Origin of the sequence: Olivibacter sp. CPCC 100613, from assembly GCF_036959255.1 — a bacterium.
Taxonomy (GTDB): domain Bacteria; phylum Bacteroidota; class Bacteroidia; order Sphingobacteriales; family Sphingobacteriaceae; genus Olivibacter.
Window position 1 is genome coordinate 1,209,402 of the sequence record NZ_JAWMTI010000001.1, and the last position, 24,236, is coordinate 1,233,637.

Here is a 24,236-nt window from a genome sequence, read left to right on the forward strand (position 1 = left end):
TTTAATGTTTTTCCTGTGTTAACCAAAGGTAGGACTTCGTTATGAACATCTTACATCGAATTTTGCTATGTTTGTATAATCAAAATTTATATCATGACGCTGGTGCAATTAGAATATATTATAGCTGTAGACACGTATAGAAGTTTTGTGGCCGCTGCCGAAAAGTGTTTTGTAACACAGCCTACCTTAAGTATGCAGGTTCAAAAACTAGAAGAATCCTTGGGGGTTCGGATTTTTGATAGAACACGTCAGCCGATTGTGCCAACGGAGATTGGTGAGGAGATCATCCGTCAGGCGAGAGTAGCCGTTTTGGAAAGCCAGCAAATTAAAGAGATTGTCGCGTATAAAAAAGGCGAAGTAGAGGGGGAGTTAAAAATAGGTGTAATTCCTACAGTTGCCCCTTATTTGCTACCGAAGGTGCTGGGTAATTTCATGGAGAAATATCCAAAGTTACATTTACATGTATGGGAATATACCACAGAAAAAATAATCAGCGAGTTAAAAACCGGTGTATTGGATTGCGGTATTCTTTCAACACCGATTCATGAATCCGGTTTGCAAGAACATCCCCTGTTCTATGAAACCTTTGTGGCCTATATATCAAAAGAAAGCGGTCTGTCAAAGAAAAAGGCAGTGACGGCGGGGGATATACTAAATGAAAAGCTTTGGTTATTGAACGAGGGGCATTGCATGCGGAATCAAGTATTGAATATCTGTAATCGGAGGAAAACGATGAACCCCGATGATGCGTTCGAGTACAACACAGGGAGCGTAGAAACGTTAAAGCGAATGGTGGATACGAATGCCGGGGTAACCATTATGCCTGAATTGAGTATTGCCGAATTCTCGGTAAAGGAGCTGGATCAAGTACGTTATTTTAAATCGCCTGAACCGGTACGGGAAATCAGTTTGATCACCCAGCAAAATTACTTAAAGAAAAGGGCTATCGAGGCACTGAAAAATGAAATCATGCGGGTCTTACCCAAGCGATTTAGAAATAAGAAGAAAAAAGAGGTGATGGAAATCAGTTAAAATTAATTTTTGAAACTACTGTTCGCGATTTCCTGCTGATTGATACGGACCGCAATGGATGAAGGTTTAATACCATCCCCAAACATTTCCGCGTTCTTCTCCGTAAACTCGGCCCCGAAAAAAAGAATGGACGACGTATAGTTTATCCACAGGAGGATGATGACGATCGAACCGGCTGCCCCATAACCCGAGGCGGGTGCAGCGTATTGCATATACAAGCCGATTGCCCATTTGCCGATCATAAATAAGATAGCGGTGAAGAATGCGCCCGATCGTACATCTTTCCACTTAATCTTGACGTCTGGAAGGAATTTAAATATGCAACCGAAAAGGATGGATAAAACGATGAAGGTAATCAGCGTATTGGTGAGGTACAACGCGATGTTGGTGGTTTCATCGAAAAGATTTAATCCAAAAATCTGAAGGTCGGGAAGATAGTTGATCAGTGTGGTGCTAATCACAGAGATGACAACATTTAATAATAAGGAAACAACCAGCAAAAAGCCCAGAATCAGCACAATGGAAAAAGATAATGCACGATCGATTAATAGCTTCACCCACCCCCTTTTTGGTTTGGGTTTCACGTTAAAGATCATGTTGAGCGAATCCTGCATTTCTACAAAAACTTTTGTTGAAGCAAAAATAAGTGTACCCACCCCGATGATGGTGGCAATAATGGACCCTTTTCCAACAGATAGACCTTGAATAAGTGATTGTATGAAGGCGGCGGCATCGGCTCCAACATATTCATTTATTTGTTGAAAGACCTTTCCCTGTTGTGCGTCATCACCTAGAACGAAACTGACAACAGCCAATATAATGATAAGAAGAGGTGCAAGTGCAAATATGGTGTAGTAAGATAGTGCTGCACTCATTTTCGATACTTTGTCATCGCCGAAACCGATAGCGGTTGCTTTAAGTAACGTGAAAGCGTCCTTATAAAATTGTTTTTTTAAAACCTTCATATATGCCCTGATTTAACGCCTATGCTGATCATCGATGGGAAACGATCAGTAATTCGAGATCTTTAGGAGTTAAATTAAATTTATTGGCTATATCTTTATTCGTTAACTGTCCTTGATAAAGATAAATGGCATTTCTGATACCTGTTTTGTTCCAAATAACTTTCAGTAGCCCGCCTTGTTCCCCAATATCCAACAAAATCGGGGCAAAAATGTTTGTTAGCGCATAAGTGGCCGTTCTGGCGACCCGAGAGGCAATATTAGGAACACAGTAGTGAATCACATCATACTTCCTGAAAACCGGAGAGTCGTGATTGGTGATACGTGAAGTTTCGAAACAACCACCTTGATCGATACTGACATCAATCAATACGGAATTGGGTTTCATTTTGGAAACCGTCTCTTCGGTGATGATACAGGGGCTTCTGCCATTTGTGGCACGCATGGCACCTATAACAACATCACAGGAGAGCACTGCTTTTTGGAGTACAATAGGTTGGATAACGGAGGTAAAGACCTTATTTCCTAAATTGTTTTGTAGGCGGCGTAGACGATATAATGAACTATCGAAAACCTTTACTTGGGCCCCGAGGGCAAGTGCGGCTCGGGTGGCATACTCGCCTACCGTCCCTGCACCGATTATGACAATTTCGGTAGGTGGAACACCTGTAATTCCACCCAGCATCAATCCTTTACCCTGAAATACATTGCTCAGGTATTCGCCCGCGATTAAAATGGACGTGGCGCCCACGATTTCGCTCATGGCCCGTACAACGGTCAGTCGATTGTCCTCATCGCGTAAGTACTCGTAAGATAGGGCGGTTATTTTTTTCTTCATCATAGCTTTTAAATGCTCGAAGCCTAATAATGAAGGTTGTTGACTGGAAAATAAAACCTGTCCGGTTTTCATTAAATCGATTTCTTCCAAGGTTGGGGCACCTATTTTCACGATAATATCACAGGTGTAAATGCGCTCTCTTTCATGGACAATAATGGCCCCCTGCTCACTGTAGTGGTGATCCAGAAAATTGGCGCCGTTTCCGGCACCTGATTCTAACATGATTTGATGGCCATTCTCTACAAGTAAAGCAACAGACAAAGGGGTGAGTGCGATGCGGTTCTCCTGAAAGCTTACTTCTTTAGGGATTCCAATTAATAAACTATTCTTCTTCTTGCCGGTTTCTAGCATGGCCTCCTGTGGCTGCATCATCGCTTGACGCGCCAAGTTAGATAATTCTGTCATACAGAGCTCAATTACACAAAAAATCGGGTTAATTTACAAAAAAGTATCTACAGTTCGTCTAAGTTTTACAATTGTACCTGGTAACATGGATCTAAATGGATTCAATGCTGATCGGAAATACTTTGATGAATCGGTGAAAAAATAGAGTCCCGGCGGCCAAAAGAGGAACTTAATAAAGTGCGGTTAAATAGGAAGAAGGAATTCCTTTTTGTACGCTTATTTTACGTGCATTGATTTCACTAAGTTCAATTGTAACACTGATGACCTCTTCCGGTAATAAGTTGGGGATCTTTTCGGGCCACTCAATAAAGCAGTAATTTCCAGAGAAAAAGTATTCTTCATAACCGAGATCCAAAGCTTCCTGCTCTTCTTTCAAACGATAAAAATCGAAGTGATATACGTTCCCTTTTGGGCTATGGTATTCATTGACGATAGAAAAGGTTGGACTGGCAGCGGTGTCCGTAATTTGCAGCAGTCGACAAAGTTCTTTAATGAGGGTCGTTTTACCTGCACCCATGGGTGCAAAAAACAAAACTACCCGATAATCAGCGATAAAATGTAGTATTTCCTTTGCTGCATCGGGTAGCTCGCTTATATTGTTAACCGTAAGTATCATGAAGCAAACTTAGGGAAAGTGGCATGGATATGCAACGCGCTTTGTTAAGTTCGTTCCTGTATGGTTGAGGACTCCCTACGATGTTGTGATCATTTGGGACTGTAAGTAATATAGGGAATAATCATTTCTTCAAGAGAAATGCCGCCATGCTGAAACGTTTCATTAAAGTAATTAACAAACTGGTTATAGTTGTTGGGGTAAACAAAATAAGTGTCTTCCTTGGCAAATATAAAGCTGGAGCTTACATGAAGCTTCGGTAGTTTGGCTTCATGTGGATTTTTAATATGTAGGACATCTTTATCTATAAAGTTTAGATTTTTACCTTGTTTATAGCGAAGATTGCTATTGGTGTTCCGATCACCAATTACCTTACTCGCATGTTTTACGCGGATCGTCCCATGATCTGTTGTAAGAATGATACGCACATTTTTTTGAGCGAGCCATTTCAGGGTGTCCAATAACGGCGAATGCTTGAACCATGAAAGTGTAAGTGAGCGATAGGCCGCTTCATCGCTGGCAAGCTCACGGATCATGGCCATATCCGTTCGTGCATGAGAAAGCATATCAACGAAATTATAGACCAACACGTTGAGATCATTGCTCATTAAATTGGGTAAATTGTCCGTAATGTCTCTTCCCTGTTCTAGGGTAAGGATCTTATGATAGCTAAATTTGCATTCTTTACGGAACGTGTTTTTTATCTGGGCGGCCAGGAACTCTTCTTCATGCAAATTTTTTCCGCCCTCATCTTCATCGTTTTGCCAAATATGGGGGAAGTTCTTTTCCATCTCTAGTGGCATCATGCCGCTGAAAATAGCGTTTCGAGCATATTGGGTTGCGGTAGGTAAAATACTATAATAGGTCTCCTCCGTATCCATACGGTAATAATTTCCAATGATGTCATGTATTACCTTCCATTGATCGTATCGCAAATTATCGACCAAGAAGAAAAAGGTAGGCTTGTTATCCAATACCGGAAAGACTTTTTTCTTAAATAGCTGAGGTGAAGAAACAGGGCCGCTCTCGGGATTTTTGACCCAATTCAGGTAGTTCTTTTCGACAAATTTAGAAAATTGCGCATTGGCCTCTGCTTTTTGCATGGTCAATATTTCATGCATCCCCTCATCTTCCAATTTTTCAAGCGACAGCTCCCAATAAACTAATTTCTTGTAAACATCAACCCATTCATTAAAATCCAAATTGTCATTCAAGGTCATTCCGAGTGTCCTAAATTCCTGCTGATAGGCCATCGATGTTTTTTCGCTTACTAAGCGCTTATTTTCAGTGAATTTTTTGATGGTTAACAGAACCTGCTTCGGATTTACAGGTTTGATTAAGTAATCATCAATCTGCGAACCAATGGCATCCTCCATCAAAAATTCTTCTTCATTCTTCGTGATCATCACCATGGGGACAGTGGGATTGATGCCTTTTAAAATACCCAAGGTTTCCAAGCCGGTAAGTCCGGGCATATTTTCATCCAAGAATACTAAATCATAAAAAGAGTTTTTAAAAGCTTCAACGGCATCATGGCCATTGGTAACCGTTTTGACACCATACCCCTTTTCATTGAGGAGCATAATATGAGGCTTTAATAAATCGATTTCATCATCTGCCCATAATATATTTGTTTCTTGCATCGTCTTGTTTTATTTTTTGGATCACCTTACCGGCTGTCAATGTACCTTAGAACATCTACTTCCACTCCGTCCTATATCTTAATACCTTATACCATAATAGAATTACGAACTTACGTAATTGTTTGGAGCCTTCTTGCTTTTTTAACAAAAATTAACAGCGATGTAAATAAATTCAATTTAGATTTGATTTCGATGTAGAAAGAGAAGCTGCATCATGGACATTTCATTAAAAAATAGCACCTTTGTGCTTAAATTTTTGACTTTTGAATAAGAAAAAAATTATTAATGATCCTGTTTATGGTTTTGTTTCCATACCGTCAGATTTGATATTTGATCTGATACAGCATCCTTATTTTCAACGCCTTCGGTATATAAAACAGGTGAGTTTGACACACCTGGTGTATCCTGGAGCTCTGCATACACGTTTTCAACATGCGCTGGGTGCGATGCACTTGATGGGGCTTGCCTTGGAGACGCTAAAGGGTAAAGACATTGATATAACAGCAGAAGAGGAAGAGGCTGCCGTCATCGCTATCTTACTTCATGATATCGGTCATGGTCCCTTTTCACATTCGTTAGAACATACCTTGGTGCAAGGCGTATCCCATGAACACATTTCATCGTTAATAATGAATGAAATGAACCGAAAGTTCAACGGTAGCTTGTCTATGGCAATCGATATCTTTAAAGGCAACTATCCAAAGCGATTTTTACATCAATTGGTATCAAGTCAGCTCGATACCGATCGAATGGATTATCTTAATAGAGACAGTTTTTTTACTGGCGTTTCGGAGGGTGTAATCAGTTTTGACCGAATTATTAAAATGTTGAATGTTGCAGAGAATGGCCTGGTGATTGAACAAAAGGGAATTTATTCGGTGGAAAAGTTTCTGATCGCACGCAGACTAATGTATTGGCAAGTCTATCTGCACAAGACAGTTTTGAGCGCTGAACAGATGCTGATTAAAATCTTGCAGCGTGCGAAAGAACTTACAGATAAGGGTGATATGGTATTTGCTACGGAAGCCCTGAAACATTTTATTAATAACAACGTCACAAAGGAAGATTTTTTACAGGATAAAACACATCTTGACTTTTTTACCATGCTAGATGATACAGATGTTTTAGCGACTGTTAAAATGGGGGTAAAACATGCGGATACTGTCTTATCTAAGTTATGCGAACAATTTATGACGCGAAGACTCTATCATGTCGAATTAAGCAATTACATGCCTACGAAGGAAAGAATAGAGGCGCTTCGCTATGCAGCAATGAATCTATTTAACGTTCGGGAGGATGAAGTCCATTATTTTGTCTTTACACAGTCAGTCGAAAACAGTGCTTATGACCCAGAGGAGGGAACTATTAACATTTTGATGAAGGATGGCACCATTCAAGATATTACCACGGCTTCTGATTTATCAAATTTGGAGGTGCTCGCTAAAAAAGTCAAAAAATTTATGATTGCCTACCCGAAAGAATTACGTTAATTATAAAAATTTCGCAAGGTATTGATACCCAAAGGAATTTAAAATTTGTTCATAAAAATTTAACATATAAATTTGCGCGATGCAATTTACTGCCAAACAAATTAGCGAAATCGTTGATGGTTCTATAGTGGGAAACGAAGACGTTGTGGTATCGAGGGTTGAAAAAATTGAAGAAGCAAGCCAGGGGGGACTTACTTTTTTAGCGAACCCTAAGTATGAAAACTACCTTTACACGACCGAAGCATCTGTTGTCATTGTCAATAATGACCTAACGATTGAGGCACCGATAAGTGCTACACTTATCCGCGTAAGGAATGCCTACACGGCTATTACCTTATTATTGGAGCAATATAATAAGTTCCGTTTTCATAAAACAGGAATCGAAACACCTTCTTATATTCATCCCTCGGCAAAACTGGGAGAGGATGTCTACGTGGGAGCCTTTTCTTATATAGGGGATAACGTTGTGCTGGGAGACAATGTGAGTATTTATCCACAGGTCTATATTGGTGATAATGTCAAAATAGGCGCTGGAAGTATTCTATTTCCCGGTGTGAAGGTTTATCATGATTGTGTTTTAGGACAGAATGTAATGGTACATTCGGGCACCGTGATAGGTAGTGACGGCTTTGGCTTTGCTCCTCAGGAGGACGGTACCTACCGTAAAATAAGTCAAATAGGGAACGTTGTTATAGAAGATGACGTCGAAATCGGATCGAATTCAACGATCGATCGTGCAACGATGGGACATACAACGATTCGTAAAGGGGTGAAGTTGGATAATTTAATTCAATTGGCACATAATGTTGAAGTGGGGGAAAACTCTGTGATTGCCGCACAAACAGGTATTTCGGGAAGCACGAAAATCGGCAAGAATGTGGTTTTAGGTGGGCAGGTAGGGGCTGTTGGCCATATTACCATCGCGGATGGCACGCAGGTGCAGGCGCAGTCGGGTATTAACCGCTCGATAGATACTCCCGGGTTAAAATGGGCAGGAACACCGGCGAGTCAGTTTCAGAACCAGATGCGTGCGCAGGTAGTATTGCAGCGTTTGCCTGATCTGGAAAGACGCTTAGACCAGATTGAAAAACTAATTAAAAAACTTGAAGAAGAATAAAAGCTGGCAGCAAGGGAAAATGCTAGCCATAAATTATTAGGAAGAGATGAACGTTAAACAAAGGACACTTAATTCAGAAATCACCATTTCGGGAGTTGGACTTCACACAGGTAAGCACGCTACATTAGTTTTTAAACCGGCACCTGTAAATCATGGATATAAATTTAAACGAATAGATTTAGCGGGTCAGCCCACCATCGATGCTGATGTAGATAACGTTTCAGATACTTCAAGAGGAACAACTATTACGCAAAACGGGGCCAGTGTAAGTACCGTGGAACACTTGTTGGCGTCTTTGGTAGGGATGGAGATCGATAATGTGTTGATAGAAATTGACGGGCCGGAAGTGCCCATTATGGATGGCAGCGCACTCATCTATGTAGAGGCCATTGAAAACGCAGGATATAAAGATCAGGAAGCCGATAGAGAATATTACGAAATACCGCATAATATACATTATACAGAAGCGGACAGAAAAGTAGAAATGGTAGCAATGCCCTTGGATGGATACCGCTTTACGTGTATGATTGATTATAATTCCCCGGTATTGGGAAGCCAACATTCTGCGATTACAAGCATTAGTGAATTTAAAAAGGAAATTGCCTCGTCCAGAACTTTTTGTTTCTTGCATGAATTGGAAATGCTGCTTGAACATAATTTGATTAAAGGAGGTGATTTAAACAATGCAATTGTTGTTGTAGATAAAGACGTTAGTAAAGATGAGCTGAAACATTTGGCAAAACTTTTTAACAGAGAGGATATTGATGTAGCGAGAGAGGGTATCTTGAATAATATTAAGTTACGTCATCAGAACGAACCCGCACGTCATAAATTGTTGGATATGATCGGCGATTTAGCTTTAGTTGGCCGGCCATTGAAAGGGCATATTATGGCAGCAAGACCTGGGCATGCTGCCAATGTCGCTTTTGCGAAAAAAATCAAGGCACAGATTAATCGGGAGAAAAATAAAAAGTATGTTAGGATTTATGATCCAAATATGACGCCCGTTTATGATACAGCGCAGATTATGAAGATTTTACCACATCGGCAGCCGATGCTGATGGTGGATAAGATTCTGGAACTGACAAAAACACACGTAGTGGGTTTGAAGAATGTAACGATGAATGAAGATATCTTCATGGGACATTTTCCGAATGAACCCTTATTTCCCGGTGTCCTTCAAATTGAAGCAATGGCCCAAACTGGCGGTATACTTGTACTGAATACAGTGCCCGATCCCGAAAACTATATAACCTTGTTTTTGAAAATTGAGAATGCGCGGTTTAAAGCACAAGTGAAACCAGGAGATACGATTATTTTTCATTGTAGTTTATTGCAACCGATCAGAAGAGGAATCGCTCAAATGAAAGGTGTTGGCATGGTTGGCGAGAAAATTGTGGTAGAAGCAGAATTGATGGCACAAATAGTTAAGATAAAAGAAGAAATTAAAGAGCAATAAGATGATCCAACCCTTGGCATATATACATCCGCAAGCCAAAATCGCGGAAAATGTAGTGATCGAACCTTTTGTCACTATACATAAAAATGTTGAAATCGGTGAAGGAACATGGATAGGCTCGAATGTCGTTATCATGGATGGCGCGCGCATTGGGAAGAATTGTCGTATTTTTCCGGGGGCGGTGATTAGTGGTATTCCCCAAGATTTGAAATTTGCAGGCGAAGAAACGACTGCTGAAATCGGTGATAATACGACGATTCGGGAATGTGTAACGATTAATAGGGGAACAAAAGATAGATGGCGTACGGTGGTTGGAAACAATTGCCTTATCCAGGCATATAGTCATATTGCCCATGACTGTTTTGTAGGTAACAATTGCATTTTTTCAAATAGCAGTACCTTGGCAGGGCATATTACGGTGGGTGATTATGTCGTGCTAGCAGGTATGGTGGCTGTACATCAGTTTTGCCATATTGGCTCACACGCTTTTGTTGCCGGCGGTTCGTTGGTTCGTAAAGATGTTCCTCCTTTTGTTAAAGCAGCAAGGGAGCCGCTCTCGTATGTTGGAATCAATTCCGTTGGTTTACGTCGCCGTGGCTTTTCCTCCGAGCAAATCAATGAGATTCAGGATATTTATCGCACCATGTTTGTGAAGAACAACAATTTAACGAAAGCATTGGATATTATTGAAACTGAATGCCAGGCAACGGAAATCCGTGATGAAATCCTGGACTTTGTGCGCAGCTCCAATAGAGGGGTTATGAAAGGTTTTGGACAGGGAAAAGTGGCGCTTTAAAAATAATAGAATAGGCAGAACAGAGGCTATGTAACTGCTCGCGGCTAGAAGATTAATACGTGGATATTATACTCGAAAATATTGGTCGACGCTTTAATCGGGAATGGATTTTTAGATCAATTAATTACCATTTTTTACCGGGTAACAGCTATGCGATTTTGGGTCCGAATGGATCGGGTAAATCGACCTTATTGCAAGTACTGATTGGAAGCCTAACAGCTTCTGAGGGTAAGATTCGATATCTTGTCGGACAAAGAGAAGTAGATGTGGACACTTTTTTTTCCTCCGTTGTCTTAGCAGCACCCTATCAAGAGTTGATCGAAGAGTTTACGTTGCGTGAGTTGATCGATTTTCATTTCTCATTTAAGCAAATAGAAGATGGTTTAACGCCGCAATTGTTAATTGAGCTACTTGAACTGGAACGTGCAGCGGATAAGGAACTACGTTATTTCTCTTCTGGCATGAAACAACGCACAAAATTGGCGTTGGCTTGTTGCGCGCAAACGCCTACGCTTTTTTTGGACGAGCCAACCTCCAATTTGGATACACAGGGGATCACTTGGTATCTGAATCTGATTGAACGTTTCGCTAAGAATAAGCTGCTGATTATTTGTTCCAATCAAGAGCATGAATATGAATTCTGTCAGCATCAAATTCATATTGAGCGCTATAAAACCTACTAGACGACTTAATTTTTGGGATTCCAAATTTTAAGGTTACCTTTGCACCACCGAAAATTATTTTTACATAATAACTTATAGATATGGCTAAAGCTTCTGAAGTCAAAACGGGCAATATATTGCGTTTTAACGGTGAATTGGTATCTGTAGATGAGTATATCCATAGAACACCCGGTAACCTACGCGCTTTTTATCAAGCAAAAATGCGTAATGTTAAAACAGGTAAACTGGTCGAGTATCGTTTCCGTACCGATGAGGAGGTAGAGATCGCACGTGTTGAGACAAACGATTATCAATACCTATATGATGAAGGCGACTTTTTCGTTGTAATGGATAATGTTTCTTTCGAACAATATAATATTCCGAAATCACTTTTTGGTGATTCGGCACGGTTCTTAAAGGAGGGTATGAATGTGTTGGTGGCCTTTGAAAGTGACGAACCAATCATGGCCCAATCACCCACTACCGTGGAGCTTGAGATTACCTATACGGAACCGGCAGTTAAAGGTGATACATCAACGAATGCCCTGAAAAGCGCTACAGTGGAAACGGGTGTAGAGATCCGCGTCCCATTGTTTATCAACCAAGGTGATAAAGTAAAAGTTGATACCAGGACAGGAGATTATATAGAACGGGTAAAGTAATTTGAATAAGTTTTTAGGTTTAGGTTGATTAGGCGGTCTTAGAGAGCTCTTCTCTAAGGCCGTTTTTATACATGGTCTAATTTTGTGAAACGGAATGTATACAAAACAAGCCTGCAGAGTGCGATTTAAGTTTATGCGTGATCAATTGTCTGACACGCTATACCACCGGTTTAATGTAAAATTACTGAAGCAATTTAAGTCTTTGTCATTGGAGGGAATTGCTTATTTTCATACCTTCCTACCTGTTCTTGCCAAAAAAGAACCGAATACACTGCTTCTAATTGAATACTTAAAAAAGAATTATCCTAGCATAAAAATTGTCGTGCCGAAAAGCGATTTGCAGACAAATGCAATGACTCATTATGTGTTGGGCGAGCAGGAGCTGGTAACGAATAAGTGGGGCATTGCAGAACCTCAAGGATCAGCACATCAAGTGGCCGTTGAGCTAATTGATATGGTATTACTTCCTTTATTAACCTTTGATCTGGAAGGAAACCGGGTAGGATATGGCAAAGGCTATTACGATCGTTTTTTGAGTACGTGTCGTCCCGATGTTCGTAAAATCGGTCTATCGCTGTTTGATCCGGTGGATAAGATTATAGATAGCGAAGCCCATGATATTCCATTAGATGTTTGTATTACACCTACAAAAGTGTGGTTTTTTAGCCAAATAAATCGTTGAGAATTTTCGCTAGCCTGATGCCGCCCTTTAGCAATTGTTGATTAAGCGTATTTATATGTTCGAAGTTGTAACGATAACTGAGTTTCTCCTCCGGGTGTATATCGGCATACAAAGATTCACTAATTTGATAGGATTCATATAACCAATTTTCCATCGAGCTGTTTTGCCACGCCGCTTGCTCCTTCTTTGTGCTGAAATTAATGGCCTTGGTGTACTCTGTAAAACTTAGCTGTTGAAAATCGATCAATTGTTCATCCCATATTCTATGGAGATTGGTTGGGGTATTAAACCAGTACAACTTGATTTTATTTCCGCCTAAATCCTCAAAACGACCCGTATGCATAGGTTGATGGATATCACCAACAATATGTATAATGAGTCGTAGATACAAGATTTTTGTTGCCTGATCTAAATCGTGCTGATGTTTAAGCTGATCGATCAGCATGATTAGTTTGTTGTACGCATTAGCTGTGGTGTCGTTGTGAAGCTGTTGGCTTAACTGTTCAAAAGTCAGACCGCTTTTAAAATTCACGTAATGCCAACTTCCCAAGTAATTAAAAGAGGGATCCGATTTTATAAAGTCAGGCCAATTGGCAGCCATTGCTAACGATTCGTTACCAAGAATTTTCTGTATGTTTTTTTTTGCCCGCTTGTTTAAATGCTGGTCGGCAAGTGCTGCCACAACACGATGACCGGTAAGACCCCAGGCAAAGGCTGAGCAATAAGAAAAAAGAAATAACAGCGTAGGTACAAGGAGCGTAGCAACTTTCTTCATGAAACAAAGGTAATACAATTTCAGATTGGATTAAGGACGCTTTGTATCTTTTCGCTTTAAAGCTTAGTGCTTTATAGCTATCTTTGCGTTTTTAAACCAAAATAGTAATACAATGAGCGTTGAAAGAGGTCCAATATCACAATTTATAGAGAAGAATTATTTGCATTTTAATGCTGCTTCGCTTGTCGATGCTGCTCAAGGTTATGAGGCACATTTAGACGCGGGCGGTAAAATGATGATCACCCTAGCGGGCGCCATGAGTACAGCAGAATTAGGGATTTCTCTTGCTGAAATGATCCGCCAGGATAAGGTCTCCATTATCAGCTGTACAGGAGCGAACTTAGAAGAAGATATAATGAACCTTGTCGCGCACTCCCATTATAAAAGAGTGCCGCATTATAGAGATTTAAGTCCGCAAGATGAATGGGATCTATTGGAGAATCACTATAATCGCGTAACGGACACCTGTATACCCGAGGAAGAAGCCTTTAGAAGATTGCAGCAGCACATCCATAAAATATGGAAAGATGCAGAACAGGCAGGTGAGCGTTACTTTCCACATGAATATATGTACAAAATGTTGAGAAGTGGCGTACTGGAGCAATATTATGAAATCGATCCGAAAAATTCATGGATGTTAGCCGCTGCAGAAAAGAATCTTCCCATTGTGGTGCCCGGATGGGAAGACAGTACGATGGGAAATATCTTTGCTTCCTATGTAATTAAAGGAGAGCTGAAAGCTTCGACGATGAAAAGCGGAATTGAATACATGGCCTATCTGGCAGATTGGTATGTGAAAAATAGCGAGGGTAAGGGCGTTGGCTTTTTTCAGATAGGTGGAGGGATTGCGGGCGACTTTCCTATTTGCGTGGTGCCGATGCTTTATCAGGATATGGAAATGGAGAATATTCCGTTTTGGAGTTATTTCTGCCAAATATCGGATTCCACGACCTCCTACGGATCTTATTCCGGGGCAGTGCCCAATGAAAAAATTACATGGGGTAAATTAGGAATAGAAACTCCCAAATTTATTGTAGAATCAGATGCAACGATTGTTGCTCCCCTGATTTTTGCATGGATATTAAAACAATAAGATTTTGTAAGGAGCCCACAGGCTCCTTACTTGTTTTTAAGAAACCATAGCTATTTTTTGAATGGATCTGCATCATGTGAGAACACGAAAAGAAACTTTCTAAAATAGAGTAATAATATTTTTTTAATATTTCAAATTGCCTTCCGCTGTTTTTTCAACGAAATTTTGGCAAGCGCTTAAAAAGGGGCCTTGAAAACTAAATAGAGGCGATTTAAAACAATTTAGAATCATTATAAATTGATAATTAAAGTCACGAAATTGTCACTGATATCTTAATTAGTTATACTTTTGTGCACAGGTTTCAAGGAGGTATGCCCAGTGCATCTTTGAATCTGTTAGGTTACATTCAAATAAAATAGTATAAAGCTCTCAATATGAGAAACATCTCGTTACTTTTTAGAAGTGTTGTAAAGTCCTTGATCTTAGTTTCAGTACTAAGTATGGCAGCTGTGTCTGCCCGTGCGCAGGACGTTAAAGAAGGGGCGTCTCTGTTTAAACAGAAATGTACCTCATGCCATGCCATCGATAAGGACCTGGTCGGTCCTGCTTTGAAAGATGTAAGCAAAAGACATGAGGAAGAATGGTTGATTAAGTGGATTAAAAATTCACAAGCTTTAGTTGCTGCCGGAGACGAGCAAGCCGTTGCGCTTTTTGAGGGGCACAATAAAGTCGTTATGACTCCTTTTCCCGATTTGTCTGATGACAATGTCAAAAGCATATTGGCTTACATCGATGATGCTTCACAAGCCCCTGCCGGCGGCGATGGAAAAACTGCAGGCGGTGATGCTGCGGCGGCCAAAAACGATGACGTAAATGATTTCATGTTATATGGATTGATCGCGGTAATCGTAATCGCATTCGTTGTGATTGTTGTGCTGAATCGTGTTATCAAAACATTAGAACGCATTATCCTTAACAAAAAGGTACTCATCGAAGAAGAGGAAGAAGAGGGAGAAGGCAAAGATTATTGGGGAACTATTAAAAAGTTAGCGAAGAATAAGAAATTGGTCTTCTTCTTTGTGCTTGGTTTAGTTGCTTTCCTTGGATCCGCAGGTTGGAAAACATTATGGAATGTTGGGGTTCATGAAGGGTACAAGCCGGTGCAACCCATCAAGTTCTCGCACCAATTGCACGCAGGTGTGAATCAGATTGAGTGTCAATATTGTCACTCAGGCGCATTTAAGTCAAAGAATGCTTCCATTCCTTCAGCGAATGTTTGTATGAACTGTCATAAATATGTTACGGCAAGTGAAAAATACAACGGGGAAACTTCGCCTGAAATCCAAAAGATATACAATGCCTTAGATTGGGATGGCCAAAAGTACGGGCCTAATCAGCGTCCAATTCAATGGGTCAGAATCCACAACTTGCCAGACTTTGCTTATTTCAACCACTCGCAACACGTTTCTGTTGCCGGTATCGAATGTCAGCGTTGTCATGGTCCGATCGAGACAATGGAAGAGGTTTATCAATACTCTCCTTTAACCATGAAATGGTGTGTTACTTGTCACCGTGAAACCGAAGTTAACCACAAAGACAATGCATACTACGATCAGTTGATCGCTGCTCATGAAAAGTTAAAAGAGGGCGACAAGATTACAGCCGCATCACTTGGTGGACTAGAGTGTGGTAAATGTCATTATTAATAAATTGAGAATACGCATCTTTAATATATATAGCTTAAATGGATAGCAACAAGAAATATTGGAAAGGCTTAGAAGAACTGGAACAAACACCTGCTTTCGTCAAAAATAGCAAAGGTGAGTTCGCAGAATCCCTTCCTATAGAGAACGTATTAAACGAGGCCGGTTTAAGTACAAAGACTCCTCGTCGCGACTTTTTGAAAGCGTTAGGTTTTGGATTGGGAGCAGTTTCGCTAGCTGCTTGCCAAAGCACACCAGTACATAAATCGATACCTTATTTAATAAAACCTGAGGAAGTAACCCCGGGTATTCCTAATTATTACGCATCTAGTTACAATGGTCAAAGTGTGTTGGTTAAGACAAGAGAGGGAAGACCTATTTTGATCGAACCAAATCCTAAATCCATTGGTGTAAATCGTGGAACGGATGCTGCAACACAGGCTTCTGTTTTAGACCTGTATGATATGTCTAAGTTGCAGGGGCCTAAAATTAAAGGAAATGAATCAGATTGGGAATCGGTTGATGCACAAGTTAAAGCGGCACTAAATGCAGCAAATAGTGCTGGAAAACAAATACGAATTGTCTCATCCACCGTTAACAGTCCTTCAACATTAGCTGTTATTGCCGGTTTCATAGCAAAATACCCAACAGCTAAACTAGTTGAGGTAGACGCAGTGTCTTATGCCGGTATTATCAAAGCGAATCAGGCAAGTTTCGGTAAGGCAGCGATTCCTCACTATCGTTTCGATAAAGCAGATGTGATTGTGAGTGTGGGCGCAGATTTCTTGGGGACCTGGCTGGCGGGGGAAGAGCATACACAACAATATGCAGACAACCGCGGGTATAAATCGCTGGAAAACAAAAAAATGTCTCGTCATGTCCAATTCGAAAGTGGGTTGAGTATGACGGGTTCGAATGCTGATGCGCGTATTACGGTTAAACCTTCTGAAGAGGCTGCGGTACTTATCTCATTATATAATGCCATTACAGGTGCTTCCTTAACAGGAGGTCTTTCGAGTAATGAGCGGGCGCAAAAGGTTGTTAGCTTGGTGTCAAAGGAGCTGCTTAATGCAAAAGGCAGATCGGTAGTGGTGGCCGGAAGTAACGATGTTGCACTGCAAACCCTTACGAATGCCATTAACGCTGCGTTAAATAACTACGGAAGCACCATCGATTTAGATAACGTATCTTATCAATATAAAGGAAATGATTCGGACTTTACTAATTTCTTGAATGAAGCCGCTACAGGTCAAGTAGACGTGGCGTTCTTTTTAAATGTAAATCCGGCGTATGATTATTTTGATCGTGAGAAGATTAAAGGTGCATTGGCTAAGATTAAGCTGAAGGTGTCTTTTGCTGATCGGGAGGATGAAACGGCGGAATTGGTAGATGTATTAGCCCCTAATCATAACTATTTAGAGTCTTGGGGAGATAGTAGTGTAAGAGAAGGATATTTTACCGTTGTTCAGCCTACTATTAATCCAGTATTCAATACACGTCAGGTCGAGCAAAGTTTGCTTATTTGGTCGGATAATTCACTTGCTTATCACGATTTTGTGAAAGACAATTGGGAGAAAACCATCTTAGCTGGTACTGGCAAGACCTGGACCGATGTTTTGCAAGCAGGTTTCGAATATAAAGGCGATAAACCGGCACAAGCTTATGCTTTTACGGCTGACATAAATGCTGCTGCTGCTGCGGCAGTAAATGCGAGTAAAGCGCTTGCCAAAGATGTAGAGGTGCAATTGTACCAAAGTGTTGCCATGAGAGATGGTAAACAAGGCAATAACGCTTATTTACATGAGCTACCTGATCCTGTTTCGAAAGTTACTTGGGATAACTATGCAGCCATTGCTCCTAAATTCGCCGAAAGCCTTGGACTCGGAGAAAATAGCGTTGTGAAAGTAACGGACGAGAAAGGCTATTCGATTGAACTGCCTGTGCTCCTGCAACCAGGGCAAGCACAAGGAACCGTATCTATCGCAATAGGCTATGGTCGGACGAAAGCTGGTAAAGCAGGTAATGAGGTTGGGCAAAATGCTTATCCATTTGCTAAATTAGTAAATGGTACACTTCAATTTACGACGTCCGCTAAACTTGAAAAAGTTTCAAGAACCTACGAGTTAGCACAGACGCAAACGCATCATACCATCGAAGGTCGTAATGTCATCAGAGAAACTACTTTCAAAGATTATTTGAAAGATCCAGCACACGGAAGCGGCAACCATGGTGAGAAACACAAAAGCTACGATCTGTGGCAAAAGTTCGAGTCGCCTGGCCATAAGTGGGTGATGGCAATCGATCTAAATGCCTGTACAGGATGTGGTGCTTGCGTAGTGGCTTGTAATGTAGAAAATAATATTCCCGTAGTTGGGCGCGATGAGGTACGTCGCCGTCGTGAAATGCATTGGTTACGGATTGACCGTTATTATAGCTTCGAACACGATGGTGAACAAGTAACGGAAGAAAAAGAATTAGATAGATTAAATCGGGAAAATGCTGACCTTGATAATGTGTCTGTCGTGTTCCAGCCGATGTTATGTCAACATTGTGATCATGCACCTTGTGAGACTGTATGTCCTGTACTGGCTACCGTTCACTCATCGGAAGGTTTGAACCATATGGCTTACAACAGATGTTTTGGTACCCGTTATTGTGCCAATAACTGTCCATATAAAGTGCGTCGTTTTAACTGGTTTAACTACTGGAACGATTCGCGTTTTGATAATTACTTGAATAATGAGTTTACACAACTCGTATTGAATCCGGACGTTACTTCTAGATCACGAGGTGTGATGGAGAAGTGCTCGATGTGTATCCAACGTATTCAGGGCGGAAAATTGCAAGCAAAATTGGAGAAACGTAAGTTGAGAGACGGTGATATAAATACAGCTTGTGCAGCAGCTTGTTCTGCTAACGCTATTGTCTTCGGTGATATTAATGATCCAAATTCAGCAGTATCGAAGGCGTTGAGAAACGAGCGTGTTTACTACGTACTGGAAGAAATTAACGTACAACCTAACATTGGTTATATGACTAAGGTTAGAAATACTTTTGAGGCTTAATCAGTTTAATTGATCTGAAAAAATAAGAATATGTCATCGCATAACGAATCAATACTTAGAGAACCATTAGTTACCGGTAAGAATATTACTTACGCCAAGGTAACGAATGACATTCTCGTACCTGTAGAGAATAAACCAAATGCGGCTTGGTGGATTGGTTTCACTGTTGCTGCTTTGGGAGCGCTGCTATGGGTTTTTAGCGTAAGTTATACATTTTGGACAGGTATAGGCGCCTGGGGGCTTAACAAAACTGTTGGATGGGCTTGGGATATTACCGACTTCGTATGGTGGGTGGGTATTGGTCACGCGGGAACCCTGATTTCTGCCGTACTTTTAATTTTCAAGCAGAACTGGCGGAACTCCATTAACCGTTCAGCGGAAGCCATGACCATTTTTGCCGTAATTTGTGCGGCTACTTATGTAGTTGCGCACATGGGCCGTCCTTGGTTGGCATACTGGATTTTCCCATTGCCAAATCAGTTTGGTTCTTTATGGGTGAACTTTAATTCGCCGCTTGTATGGGATGCCTTTGCGATTTCTACCTACTTTACGGTGTCCTTGGTGTTCTGGTATACAGGTTTACTCCCTGATATCGCAACGGTACGTGATCGTGCAACTGGTTTAAGAAGAAGAATCTACTCGATTATGTCCTTTGGATGGACAGGTAATGTGAAGACTTGGCAGCGTTTTGAGATTGTCTCCTTAATATTAGCGGGGATCTCTACACCACTGGTACTTTCGGTACATACGATTGTATCAATGGACTTTGCGACTTCGGTAATCCCGGGATGGCATACCACTATTTTCCCTCCTTATTTCGTTGCCGGTGCAATCTTTTCCGGATTTGCGATGGTGCAAACACTTTTATTGATTACTCGGAAGGTGATGAATTTTGAGAACTACATTACGATGTTCCATATTGAGTCTATGAATAAGATCATCATGACAACAGGTTCTATCGTAGGGGTTGCTTATCTTACCGAATTGTTTATTGCGTGGTATTCGGGATCTGAATATGAAATGTATGCTTTTGCCAATCGGGTAGCTGGACCCTATTGGTGGGCTTATTGGTCGATGATGACTTGTAATGTTATTTCTCCACAATTGTTTTGGTTCAAAAAGATACGGACGAGTATCCCCATTTCGTGGGTGTTGTCTATCGTGGTGAATATTGGTATGTGGTTCGAACGTTTTGTAATTATTGTGACCTCCCTGCACCGCGATTACCTACCTTCCAGTTGGGCGATGTTCTATCCAACATGGACGGACGTGGGCGTATTTGTCGGATCGGTTGGATTGTTTTTTACTTTGTTTTTGCTATTCCTTCGTGTGTTACCAGGTATAGCAATCGCTGAGGTTAAATTATTGTTGCATTCGGCTAGCCATCAGCAAAAGTTGAAATTGGTTAAAGAAGGGCACTTGAAACCTGAGCAAGTTGAATTCTATAAAGAGTCGCTAGACAAGTATGATAGTATTAGCGAAGAAGAAATTAAAGAATTAGCAAAATAAAAAGATGAGCGACACAAAATATATTTTAGGACATTTTGAACATCCGGATGATTTGATGGATGGAATAGATAAGTTGCAAAAAGGTAACGTTTCTATTTACGATGTGTATACGCCTATGCCAATACATGGTATTGAAGCGAAACTGGGTATTCCGAGATCAAGACTTCCTATCGTAGCCTTTCTCTGCGGTATAACCGGAACTATTTCGGGTATTAGCTTATTATACTATACATTACATAAAGATTGGCCAATGAACATCGGTGGAAAACCAACTTTACCAATGCCCGATTTCGTGCCGATCACTTTCGAATTAACCATCCTTTTTTGTGCATTGGGTATGGTTGCTATGTTTTATTTCAGAAGTCATCTGTTTCCTGGTAGAGCGCCGAGAGTGATGGATCTTCGGGCCACAGACGATCGTTTTGTTATTGCAATTGATGCACAATCAAACACCGATCATGAAAAAATTGACAGCTTATTAAAAGACGCAGGTGCAGTAGAAGTACTGTACAATGAAAGGAAATATGTTAGTTATGAATAAGACTAGACTGTTTGGAACCACATGTTTTGCAATAGCTTTCGCGGCGATCGTATCTTCTTGTGGAGATAAAACAACGCGGAGTACAGGATGGGAATTCTCAAGAAACATGTACGATCCGATAGGATATAATCCAGACCAACCAAATAAAAATTTTACCAATGGCCAAACGGCACAGACGCCTCCCGACGGAACTACGCCGGTAGGATTCGAACGCTTCGATTACCCGAACACGTTGGAAGGTTATGAGGCCGCAAGTGTTAATGTACACAACCCTTTAGCGCGGAGCGAAAAGAACTTAAAAGAGGGAGCACATCTGTTTCAGGCTTTCTGTTCCCCTTGTCATGGACCTGAAGGGCACGGAGATGGAACGATTGTCAATATGGAAAAGTTTCCACCACCACCCTCTTATGCTACAGGTAACTCTTCTCGTGGAGGGTTAATGAAAGATTTAACCGACGGTAAGATCTATCATACCATTACTTACGGATTAAATTTAATGGGCTCGCACGCTTCACAGTTATCTCCCGAAGAACGCTGGAAAGTGGTGATGTATGTTCATGAATTGCAAAAAAAATAATATTATAAACAGTTATATATCAAATGGGAACTCATAGTCACACTACATATAATTTTGACGAGCGCTTTGAATTCGCCGGCAAGGCAAAGACTTGGAGCTTAGCAGCTATTATAATAGGTATTATTGCGTTAGCAGCTGGGTTTTTTGTAGACGGCAGTCACAGATTGTTCGCCAATTTATTATTAATGGGTTATTATTTCACCTGTGTTTGCGCTGCCGGCGCCTGCTTTATTGCTTTGCAGTTTGCTGCACAGGCGGGCTGGTCTGCAGGCCTGTTAAGAATACCTCAGGCTATGGCAAGCGTACTACCAATCGCCGCAATCATATTAATAGTCATACTTATATTGGGCTTATTTAGCCATAATTTATACCATCATTGGTACGCAGACGGGATAACGGACCCGAATAGTCCTCATTACGATGCGCTGATCGCTGGTAAGTCCGCTTTCTTAAATGTTCCGGCATTTTTAAGTCGGCAGATTATATTTTTAGGAGCTTATAGCATCTTAGGGGCTGCAATCGCTAAATTTTCTTATAAAGAAGATTTGGAAGGGGGATTAAACTCCTACAAGAAAAGCTTCAAGTTTTCGGCAATCTTTCTCGTGATATTTGGGTTTACATCGCCTATCTGGATATTCGATACTATTATGTCCTTGGAAGCTCATTGGTTTTCTACCATGTTCGGCTGGTATAATTTTGCAGCAATGTTTGTGAGTGGTTTATGTGTAATTACACTGATAACGATCTTATTGAAGCGAGCAGGACACTTGTCTTGGGTGAATGAAAATCATTTGCATGATTTAGGAAATCTTATTTTTGGATTCTCTATATTCTGGACCTACGTTTGGTTTGCACAATTTATGTTGATTTGGTATGCAAACATGCCGGAAGAGACTGTCTATTTCTATAAACGTTGGGAACCTGAGTACAAACCTTGGTTTTGGTTGTCAATTATCGTTAACTTTGTAGCGCCCGTTCTTATTTTACTGGATAGAGATGTGAAGAGAAAGGAAAATATCATGCTTTTTGTATGTATTCTTTTGTTAGCAGGACATTGGTTGGATTATTATATGATGATCATGCCAGGAGCTGTTGAAAATCATCGTGGCTTTGGCTTATCAGAGATAGGAGCGATATTGAGTTTTGGTGGATTATTTACTTTCTTGGTACTCAATAATATAAGTAAGCACTCGCTCGCGCCAAAGAATCACCCATTTTTGGAAGAAAGTCTTCATCATCAAGTTTAGTTTCTTTAAATAAGAAAGCAAATTGAAATACGAATAACCGTTAATATTGAAATGAGATATAGAAAGTACATCAATTTTAGAACGATCTTCGGCTTGGTAATGGCTGTTATGCTATCATTACAAAGTCCAGCTTTTGCTCAGTCAGGAGATAGTACTGCTGCCACGAATGATACCAGTGCTACCGTTTCAAGCTCGGAGCTGCAAGCTAAAGCGGATTCAGCTGGAACAACTGCAGCGGATACCACCGGCAATGCTGTTGCTGCTAAAACACCGGCCGGCACGAGTGCATCCAGCAACGCCGCACAAGCAGCACAAGAAGAAGAAAAATCAATAGATCCGCAGGTATATAAAAATTTCTTTTATTATGTATTGCTGTTCTTCCTTGCCTGTATTATTGTTGGGATTGTGGGTAAAATCATTCACGTTTACGAGTTAACTCGTGAAATGCAAGGAAAGTCGAAAAGAGTTAATTGGAATAAGTTCAATGGTGTACTCTTTTTGATCAGTCTCTTCGTTGGTTTATACGGTGCTTACTGGTCATATGTACATCATGGGAGCATCGCTTGGCGCGAGGCTGCATCGGAGCACGGAGCGAAAATTGATAGTATGTTTATTACAACGACCGTGATCACCACGATTGTATTTGTATTGACACACATCTTGCTTTTTGGATTTTCATTCGTATACAAAAGCAGTGGAAAACGCAAAGCGTATTTTTATCCGCATAACAATTTAGTAGAAAAAATATGGACCATTGTGCCGGCGATCGTTCTGACTATTCTGGTACTATTTGGATTTTTCACTTGGAGAAGTATAACCAATGTACCGGATGATGTTGCAAAAGATGCTTTACAAGTTGAAATTACCGGGGAGCAATTCGCTTGGACGGTGCGTTATGGTGGAAGGGATAATACAATTGGTAAAAGAAGTATCAAGTTGACAACACCATTGAATGGTTTGGGAATCGACTATAATGATAAGAGTGCTTGGGATGATATAATGGGATCTGAAATCGTCTTGCCAGTGGGTAAACCGGTTAGATTTACTATTAACTCGAAAGACATTCTACATAGTTTTTATATGCCTGATTTCCGGGTTCAGATGAATGCGGTTCCTGGTATGGCTACACATTTTCAAATGACTCCACGGTTTACAACCGAAGAGATGCGCGAAAAGTTGAACAATCCTGAATTTAATTATGTAATGCTTTGTGCTAAAATTTGCGGACAAGGACACTACAATATGCAAAAGACGGTACGAATCGTGTCCGAAGCTGAATATAAAGAGTGGCTGGCAACGCAAACTTATTTCTTTAGCGATGATGTGAAGAAAGAGTTTAAAGCTTCCCAAACAGCGAATCAAGGCGAGCAGGAGAAGGATAATAAACAATTGGCGTTAAATTATTAATATATATAGAGGATAAGA

At 40.7% G+C, this 24,236-nt stretch carries 21 protein-coding genes; 16 read left to right on the top strand and 5 right to left on the bottom strand.

The genetic code is table 11. From position 1 onward, the window contains the following. The first annotated feature begins 93 nt into the window (after positions 1-93). Positions 94-1,032, top strand: a complete 939-nt coding sequence (locus RYH73_RS04835) for a hydrogen peroxide-inducible genes activator (protein WP_335312252.1) — start codon at positions 94-96, stop codon at positions 1,030-1,032. 2 nt (positions 1,033-1,034) lie between these two features. Here RYH73_RS04835 and RYH73_RS04840 read toward each other — a convergent pair whose 3' ends face one another. The 4 genes from RYH73_RS04840 to porX all read right to left on the bottom strand — a co-directional run bounded on the left by RYH73_RS04840 (position 1,035) and on the right by porX (position 5,493). Next, positions 1,035-1,997 carry a YihY/virulence factor BrkB family protein gene (locus RYH73_RS04840; RefSeq protein ID WP_335312254.1) on the bottom strand — a complete coding sequence of 321 codons (963 nt, stop codon included), beginning with the start codon at positions 1,995-1,997 and terminating at the stop codon, positions 1,035-1,037. Between the two features lie 28 nt (positions 1,998-2,025). After that, positions 2,026-3,237 carry an alanine dehydrogenase gene (locus RYH73_RS04845; protein WP_335312256.1) on the bottom strand — a complete coding sequence of 404 codons (1,212 nt, stop codon included), beginning with the start codon at positions 3,235-3,237 and terminating at the stop codon, positions 2,026-2,028. Positions 3,238-3,406: 169 nt separating this feature from the next. Continuing rightward, positions 3,407-3,853 (bottom strand): tRNA (adenosine(37)-N6)-threonylcarbamoyltransferase complex ATPase subunit type 1 TsaE, encoded by a 447-nt coding sequence (gene tsaE, locus RYH73_RS04850; RefSeq protein WP_335312258.1) that lies wholly within the window; start codon positions 3,851-3,853, stop codon positions 3,407-3,409. 89 nt (positions 3,854-3,942) lie between these two features. Continuing rightward, on the bottom strand, positions 3,943-5,493 hold the full coding sequence (gene porX / locus RYH73_RS04855) for a T9SS response regulator signal transducer PorX (RefSeq protein ID WP_335312259.1): 1,551 nt from the start codon (positions 5,491-5,493) through the stop codon (positions 3,943-3,945). Positions 5,494-5,756: 263 nt separating this feature from the next. On the opposite strand from porX, the gene RYH73_RS04860 reads away from it, so the two are divergent. The 7 genes from RYH73_RS04860 (at position 5,757) to RYH73_RS04890 (ending at position 12,361) form a co-directional block, all read left to right on the top strand. Then, a complete protein-coding gene (locus tag RYH73_RS04860) occupies positions 5,757-6,983 on the top strand; it encodes an HD domain-containing protein (protein ID WP_335312260.1) in 1,227 nt (408 codons plus the stop codon). A gap of 79 nt (positions 6,984-7,062) precedes the next feature. Beyond that, complete coding sequence (lpxD, locus tag RYH73_RS04865; protein WP_335312261.1) at positions 7,063-8,100, top strand: UDP-3-O-(3-hydroxymyristoyl)glucosamine N-acyltransferase; 1,038 nt, start codon at positions 7,063-7,065, stop codon at positions 8,098-8,100. 46 nt (positions 8,101-8,146) lie between these two features. Next, positions 8,147-9,559: a bifunctional UDP-3-O-[3-hydroxymyristoyl] N-acetylglucosamine deacetylase/3-hydroxyacyl-ACP dehydratase gene (locus tag RYH73_RS04870; RefSeq protein ID WP_335312262.1), complete on the top strand. Its 1,413-nt coding sequence runs from the start codon at positions 8,147-8,149 to the stop codon at positions 9,557-9,559. 1 nt (position 9,560) lies between these two features. Beyond that, positions 9,561-10,355, top strand: coding sequence for an acyl-ACP--UDP-N-acetylglucosamine O-acyltransferase (gene lpxA / locus RYH73_RS04875; protein ID WP_335312263.1), 795 nt, complete (start codon positions 9,561-9,563; stop codon positions 10,353-10,355). A gap of 59 nt (positions 10,356-10,414) precedes the next feature. After that, positions 10,415-11,038, top strand: coding sequence for an ABC transporter ATP-binding protein (locus RYH73_RS04880; RefSeq protein WP_335312264.1), 624 nt, complete (start codon positions 10,415-10,417; stop codon positions 11,036-11,038). 80 nt (positions 11,039-11,118) lie between these two features. Continuing rightward, a complete protein-coding gene (efp, locus tag RYH73_RS04885) occupies positions 11,119-11,679 on the top strand; it encodes an elongation factor P (protein ID WP_335312265.1) in 561 nt (186 codons plus the stop codon). A 94-nt stretch (positions 11,680-11,773) separates the two neighbouring features. Then, positions 11,774-12,361: a 5-formyltetrahydrofolate cyclo-ligase gene (locus tag RYH73_RS04890; protein ID WP_335312266.1), complete on the top strand. Its 588-nt coding sequence runs from the start codon at positions 11,774-11,776 to the stop codon at positions 12,359-12,361. On the opposite strand, the gene RYH73_RS04895 is transcribed toward RYH73_RS04890, so the two are convergent. Further along, positions 12,342-13,136 (bottom strand): S1/P1 nuclease, encoded by a 795-nt coding sequence (locus tag RYH73_RS04895; protein ID WP_335312267.1) that lies wholly within the window; start codon positions 13,134-13,136, stop codon positions 12,342-12,344. The genes RYH73_RS04890 and RYH73_RS04895 overlap by 20 nt on opposite strands. A 112-nt stretch (positions 13,137-13,248) precedes the next feature. Between RYH73_RS04895 and RYH73_RS04900 the strand changes: the two genes are divergently transcribed. The 8 genes from RYH73_RS04900 to RYH73_RS04935 all read left to right on the top strand — a co-directional run bounded on the left by RYH73_RS04900 (position 13,249) and on the right by RYH73_RS04935 (position 24,218). Continuing rightward, positions 13,249-14,229, top strand: a complete 981-nt coding sequence (locus RYH73_RS04900) for a deoxyhypusine synthase family protein (RefSeq protein WP_335312268.1) — start codon at positions 13,249-13,251, stop codon at positions 14,227-14,229. Positions 14,230-14,603: 374 nt separating this feature from the next. Continuing rightward, a complete protein-coding gene (locus tag RYH73_RS04905; RefSeq protein ID WP_335312269.1) occupies positions 14,604-15,875 on the top strand; it encodes a cytochrome c3 family protein in 1,272 nt (423 codons plus the stop codon). Between the two features lie 38 nt (positions 15,876-15,913). Continuing rightward, positions 15,914-18,937 carry a TAT-variant-translocated molybdopterin oxidoreductase gene (locus RYH73_RS04910; protein WP_335312270.1) on the top strand — a complete coding sequence of 1,008 codons (3,024 nt, stop codon included), beginning with the start codon at positions 15,914-15,916 and terminating at the stop codon, positions 18,935-18,937. Between the two features lie 30 nt (positions 18,938-18,967). Next, positions 18,968-20,446, top strand: a complete 1,479-nt coding sequence (gene nrfD / locus RYH73_RS04915; protein WP_335312271.1) for an NrfD/PsrC family molybdoenzyme membrane anchor subunit — start codon at positions 18,968-18,970, stop codon at positions 20,444-20,446. A gap of 4 nt (positions 20,447-20,450) precedes the next feature. Beyond that, positions 20,451-20,987, top strand: coding sequence for a DUF3341 domain-containing protein (locus RYH73_RS04920; RefSeq protein WP_335312272.1), 537 nt, complete (start codon positions 20,451-20,453; stop codon positions 20,985-20,987). Further along, positions 20,959-21,564: a c-type cytochrome gene (locus RYH73_RS04925; protein ID WP_335312273.1), complete on the top strand. Its 606-nt coding sequence runs from the start codon at positions 20,959-20,961 to the stop codon at positions 21,562-21,564. Before RYH73_RS04920 ends, RYH73_RS04925 begins: the two co-directional genes overlap by 29 nt. 23 nt (positions 21,565-21,587) lie before the next feature. After that, on the top strand, positions 21,588-22,811 hold the full coding sequence (locus RYH73_RS04930; protein WP_335312274.1) for a quinol:cytochrome C oxidoreductase: 1,224 nt from the start codon (positions 21,588-21,590) through the stop codon (positions 22,809-22,811). A 51-nt stretch (positions 22,812-22,862) separates the two neighbouring features. Beyond that, positions 22,863-24,218 (top strand): cytochrome c oxidase subunit II, encoded by a 1,356-nt coding sequence (locus tag RYH73_RS04935; protein WP_335312275.1) that lies wholly within the window; start codon positions 22,863-22,865, stop codon positions 24,216-24,218. The last annotated feature ends 18 nt before the right edge of the window (positions 24,219-24,236 follow it).

Excerpts from the sequence above, each read along its gene's own strand:
- RYH73_RS04835 (WP_335312252.1), top strand. The coding sequence starts at position 94 with ATGACGCTGGTGCAATTAGAATATATTATAGCTGTAGACACGTATAGA.
- RYH73_RS04840 (WP_335312254.1), bottom strand. The coding sequence starts at position 1,997 with ATGAAGGTTTTAAAAAAACAATTTTATAAGGACGCTTTCACGTTACTT.
- RYH73_RS04845 (WP_335312256.1), bottom strand. The coding sequence starts at position 3,237 with ATGACAGAATTATCTAACTTGGCGCGTCAAGCGATGATGCAGCCACAG.
- tsaE (WP_335312258.1), bottom strand. The coding sequence starts at position 3,853 with ATGATACTTACGGTTAACAATATAAGCGAGCTACCCGATGCAGCAAAG.
- porX (WP_335312259.1), bottom strand. The coding sequence starts at position 5,493 with ATGCAAGAAACAAATATATTATGGGCAGATGATGAAATCGATTTATTA.
- lpxD (WP_335312261.1), top strand. The coding sequence starts at position 7,063 with ATGCAATTTACTGCCAAACAAATTAGCGAAATCGTTGATGGTTCTATA.
- RYH73_RS04870 (WP_335312262.1), top strand. The coding sequence starts at position 8,147 with ATGAACGTTAAACAAAGGACACTTAATTCAGAAATCACCATTTCGGGA.
- lpxA (WP_335312263.1), top strand. The coding sequence starts at position 9,561 with ATGATCCAACCCTTGGCATATATACATCCGCAAGCCAAAATCGCGGAA.
- efp (WP_335312265.1), top strand. The coding sequence starts at position 11,119 with ATGGCTAAAGCTTCTGAAGTCAAAACGGGCAATATATTGCGTTTTAAC.
- RYH73_RS04890 (WP_335312266.1), top strand. The coding sequence starts at position 11,774 with ATGTATACAAAACAAGCCTGCAGAGTGCGATTTAAGTTTATGCGTGAT.
- RYH73_RS04895 (WP_335312267.1), bottom strand. The coding sequence starts at position 13,136 with ATGAAGAAAGTTGCTACGCTCCTTGTACCTACGCTGTTATTTCTTTTT.
- RYH73_RS04900 (WP_335312268.1), top strand. The coding sequence starts at position 13,249 with ATGAGCGTTGAAAGAGGTCCAATATCACAATTTATAGAGAAGAATTAT.
- RYH73_RS04905 (WP_335312269.1), top strand. The coding sequence starts at position 14,604 with ATGAGAAACATCTCGTTACTTTTTAGAAGTGTTGTAAAGTCCTTGATC.
- RYH73_RS04910 (WP_335312270.1), top strand. The coding sequence starts at position 15,914 with ATGGATAGCAACAAGAAATATTGGAAAGGCTTAGAAGAACTGGAACAA.
- nrfD (WP_335312271.1), top strand. The coding sequence starts at position 18,968 with ATGTCATCGCATAACGAATCAATACTTAGAGAACCATTAGTTACCGGT.
- RYH73_RS04920 (WP_335312272.1), top strand. The coding sequence starts at position 20,451 with ATGAGCGACACAAAATATATTTTAGGACATTTTGAACATCCGGATGAT.
- RYH73_RS04925 (WP_335312273.1), top strand. The coding sequence starts at position 20,959 with ATGAAAGGAAATATGTTAGTTATGAATAAGACTAGACTGTTTGGAACC.
- RYH73_RS04930 (WP_335312274.1), top strand. The coding sequence starts at position 21,588 with ATGGGAACTCATAGTCACACTACATATAATTTTGACGAGCGCTTTGAA.
- RYH73_RS04935 (WP_335312275.1), top strand. The coding sequence starts at position 22,863 with ATGAGATATAGAAAGTACATCAATTTTAGAACGATCTTCGGCTTGGTA.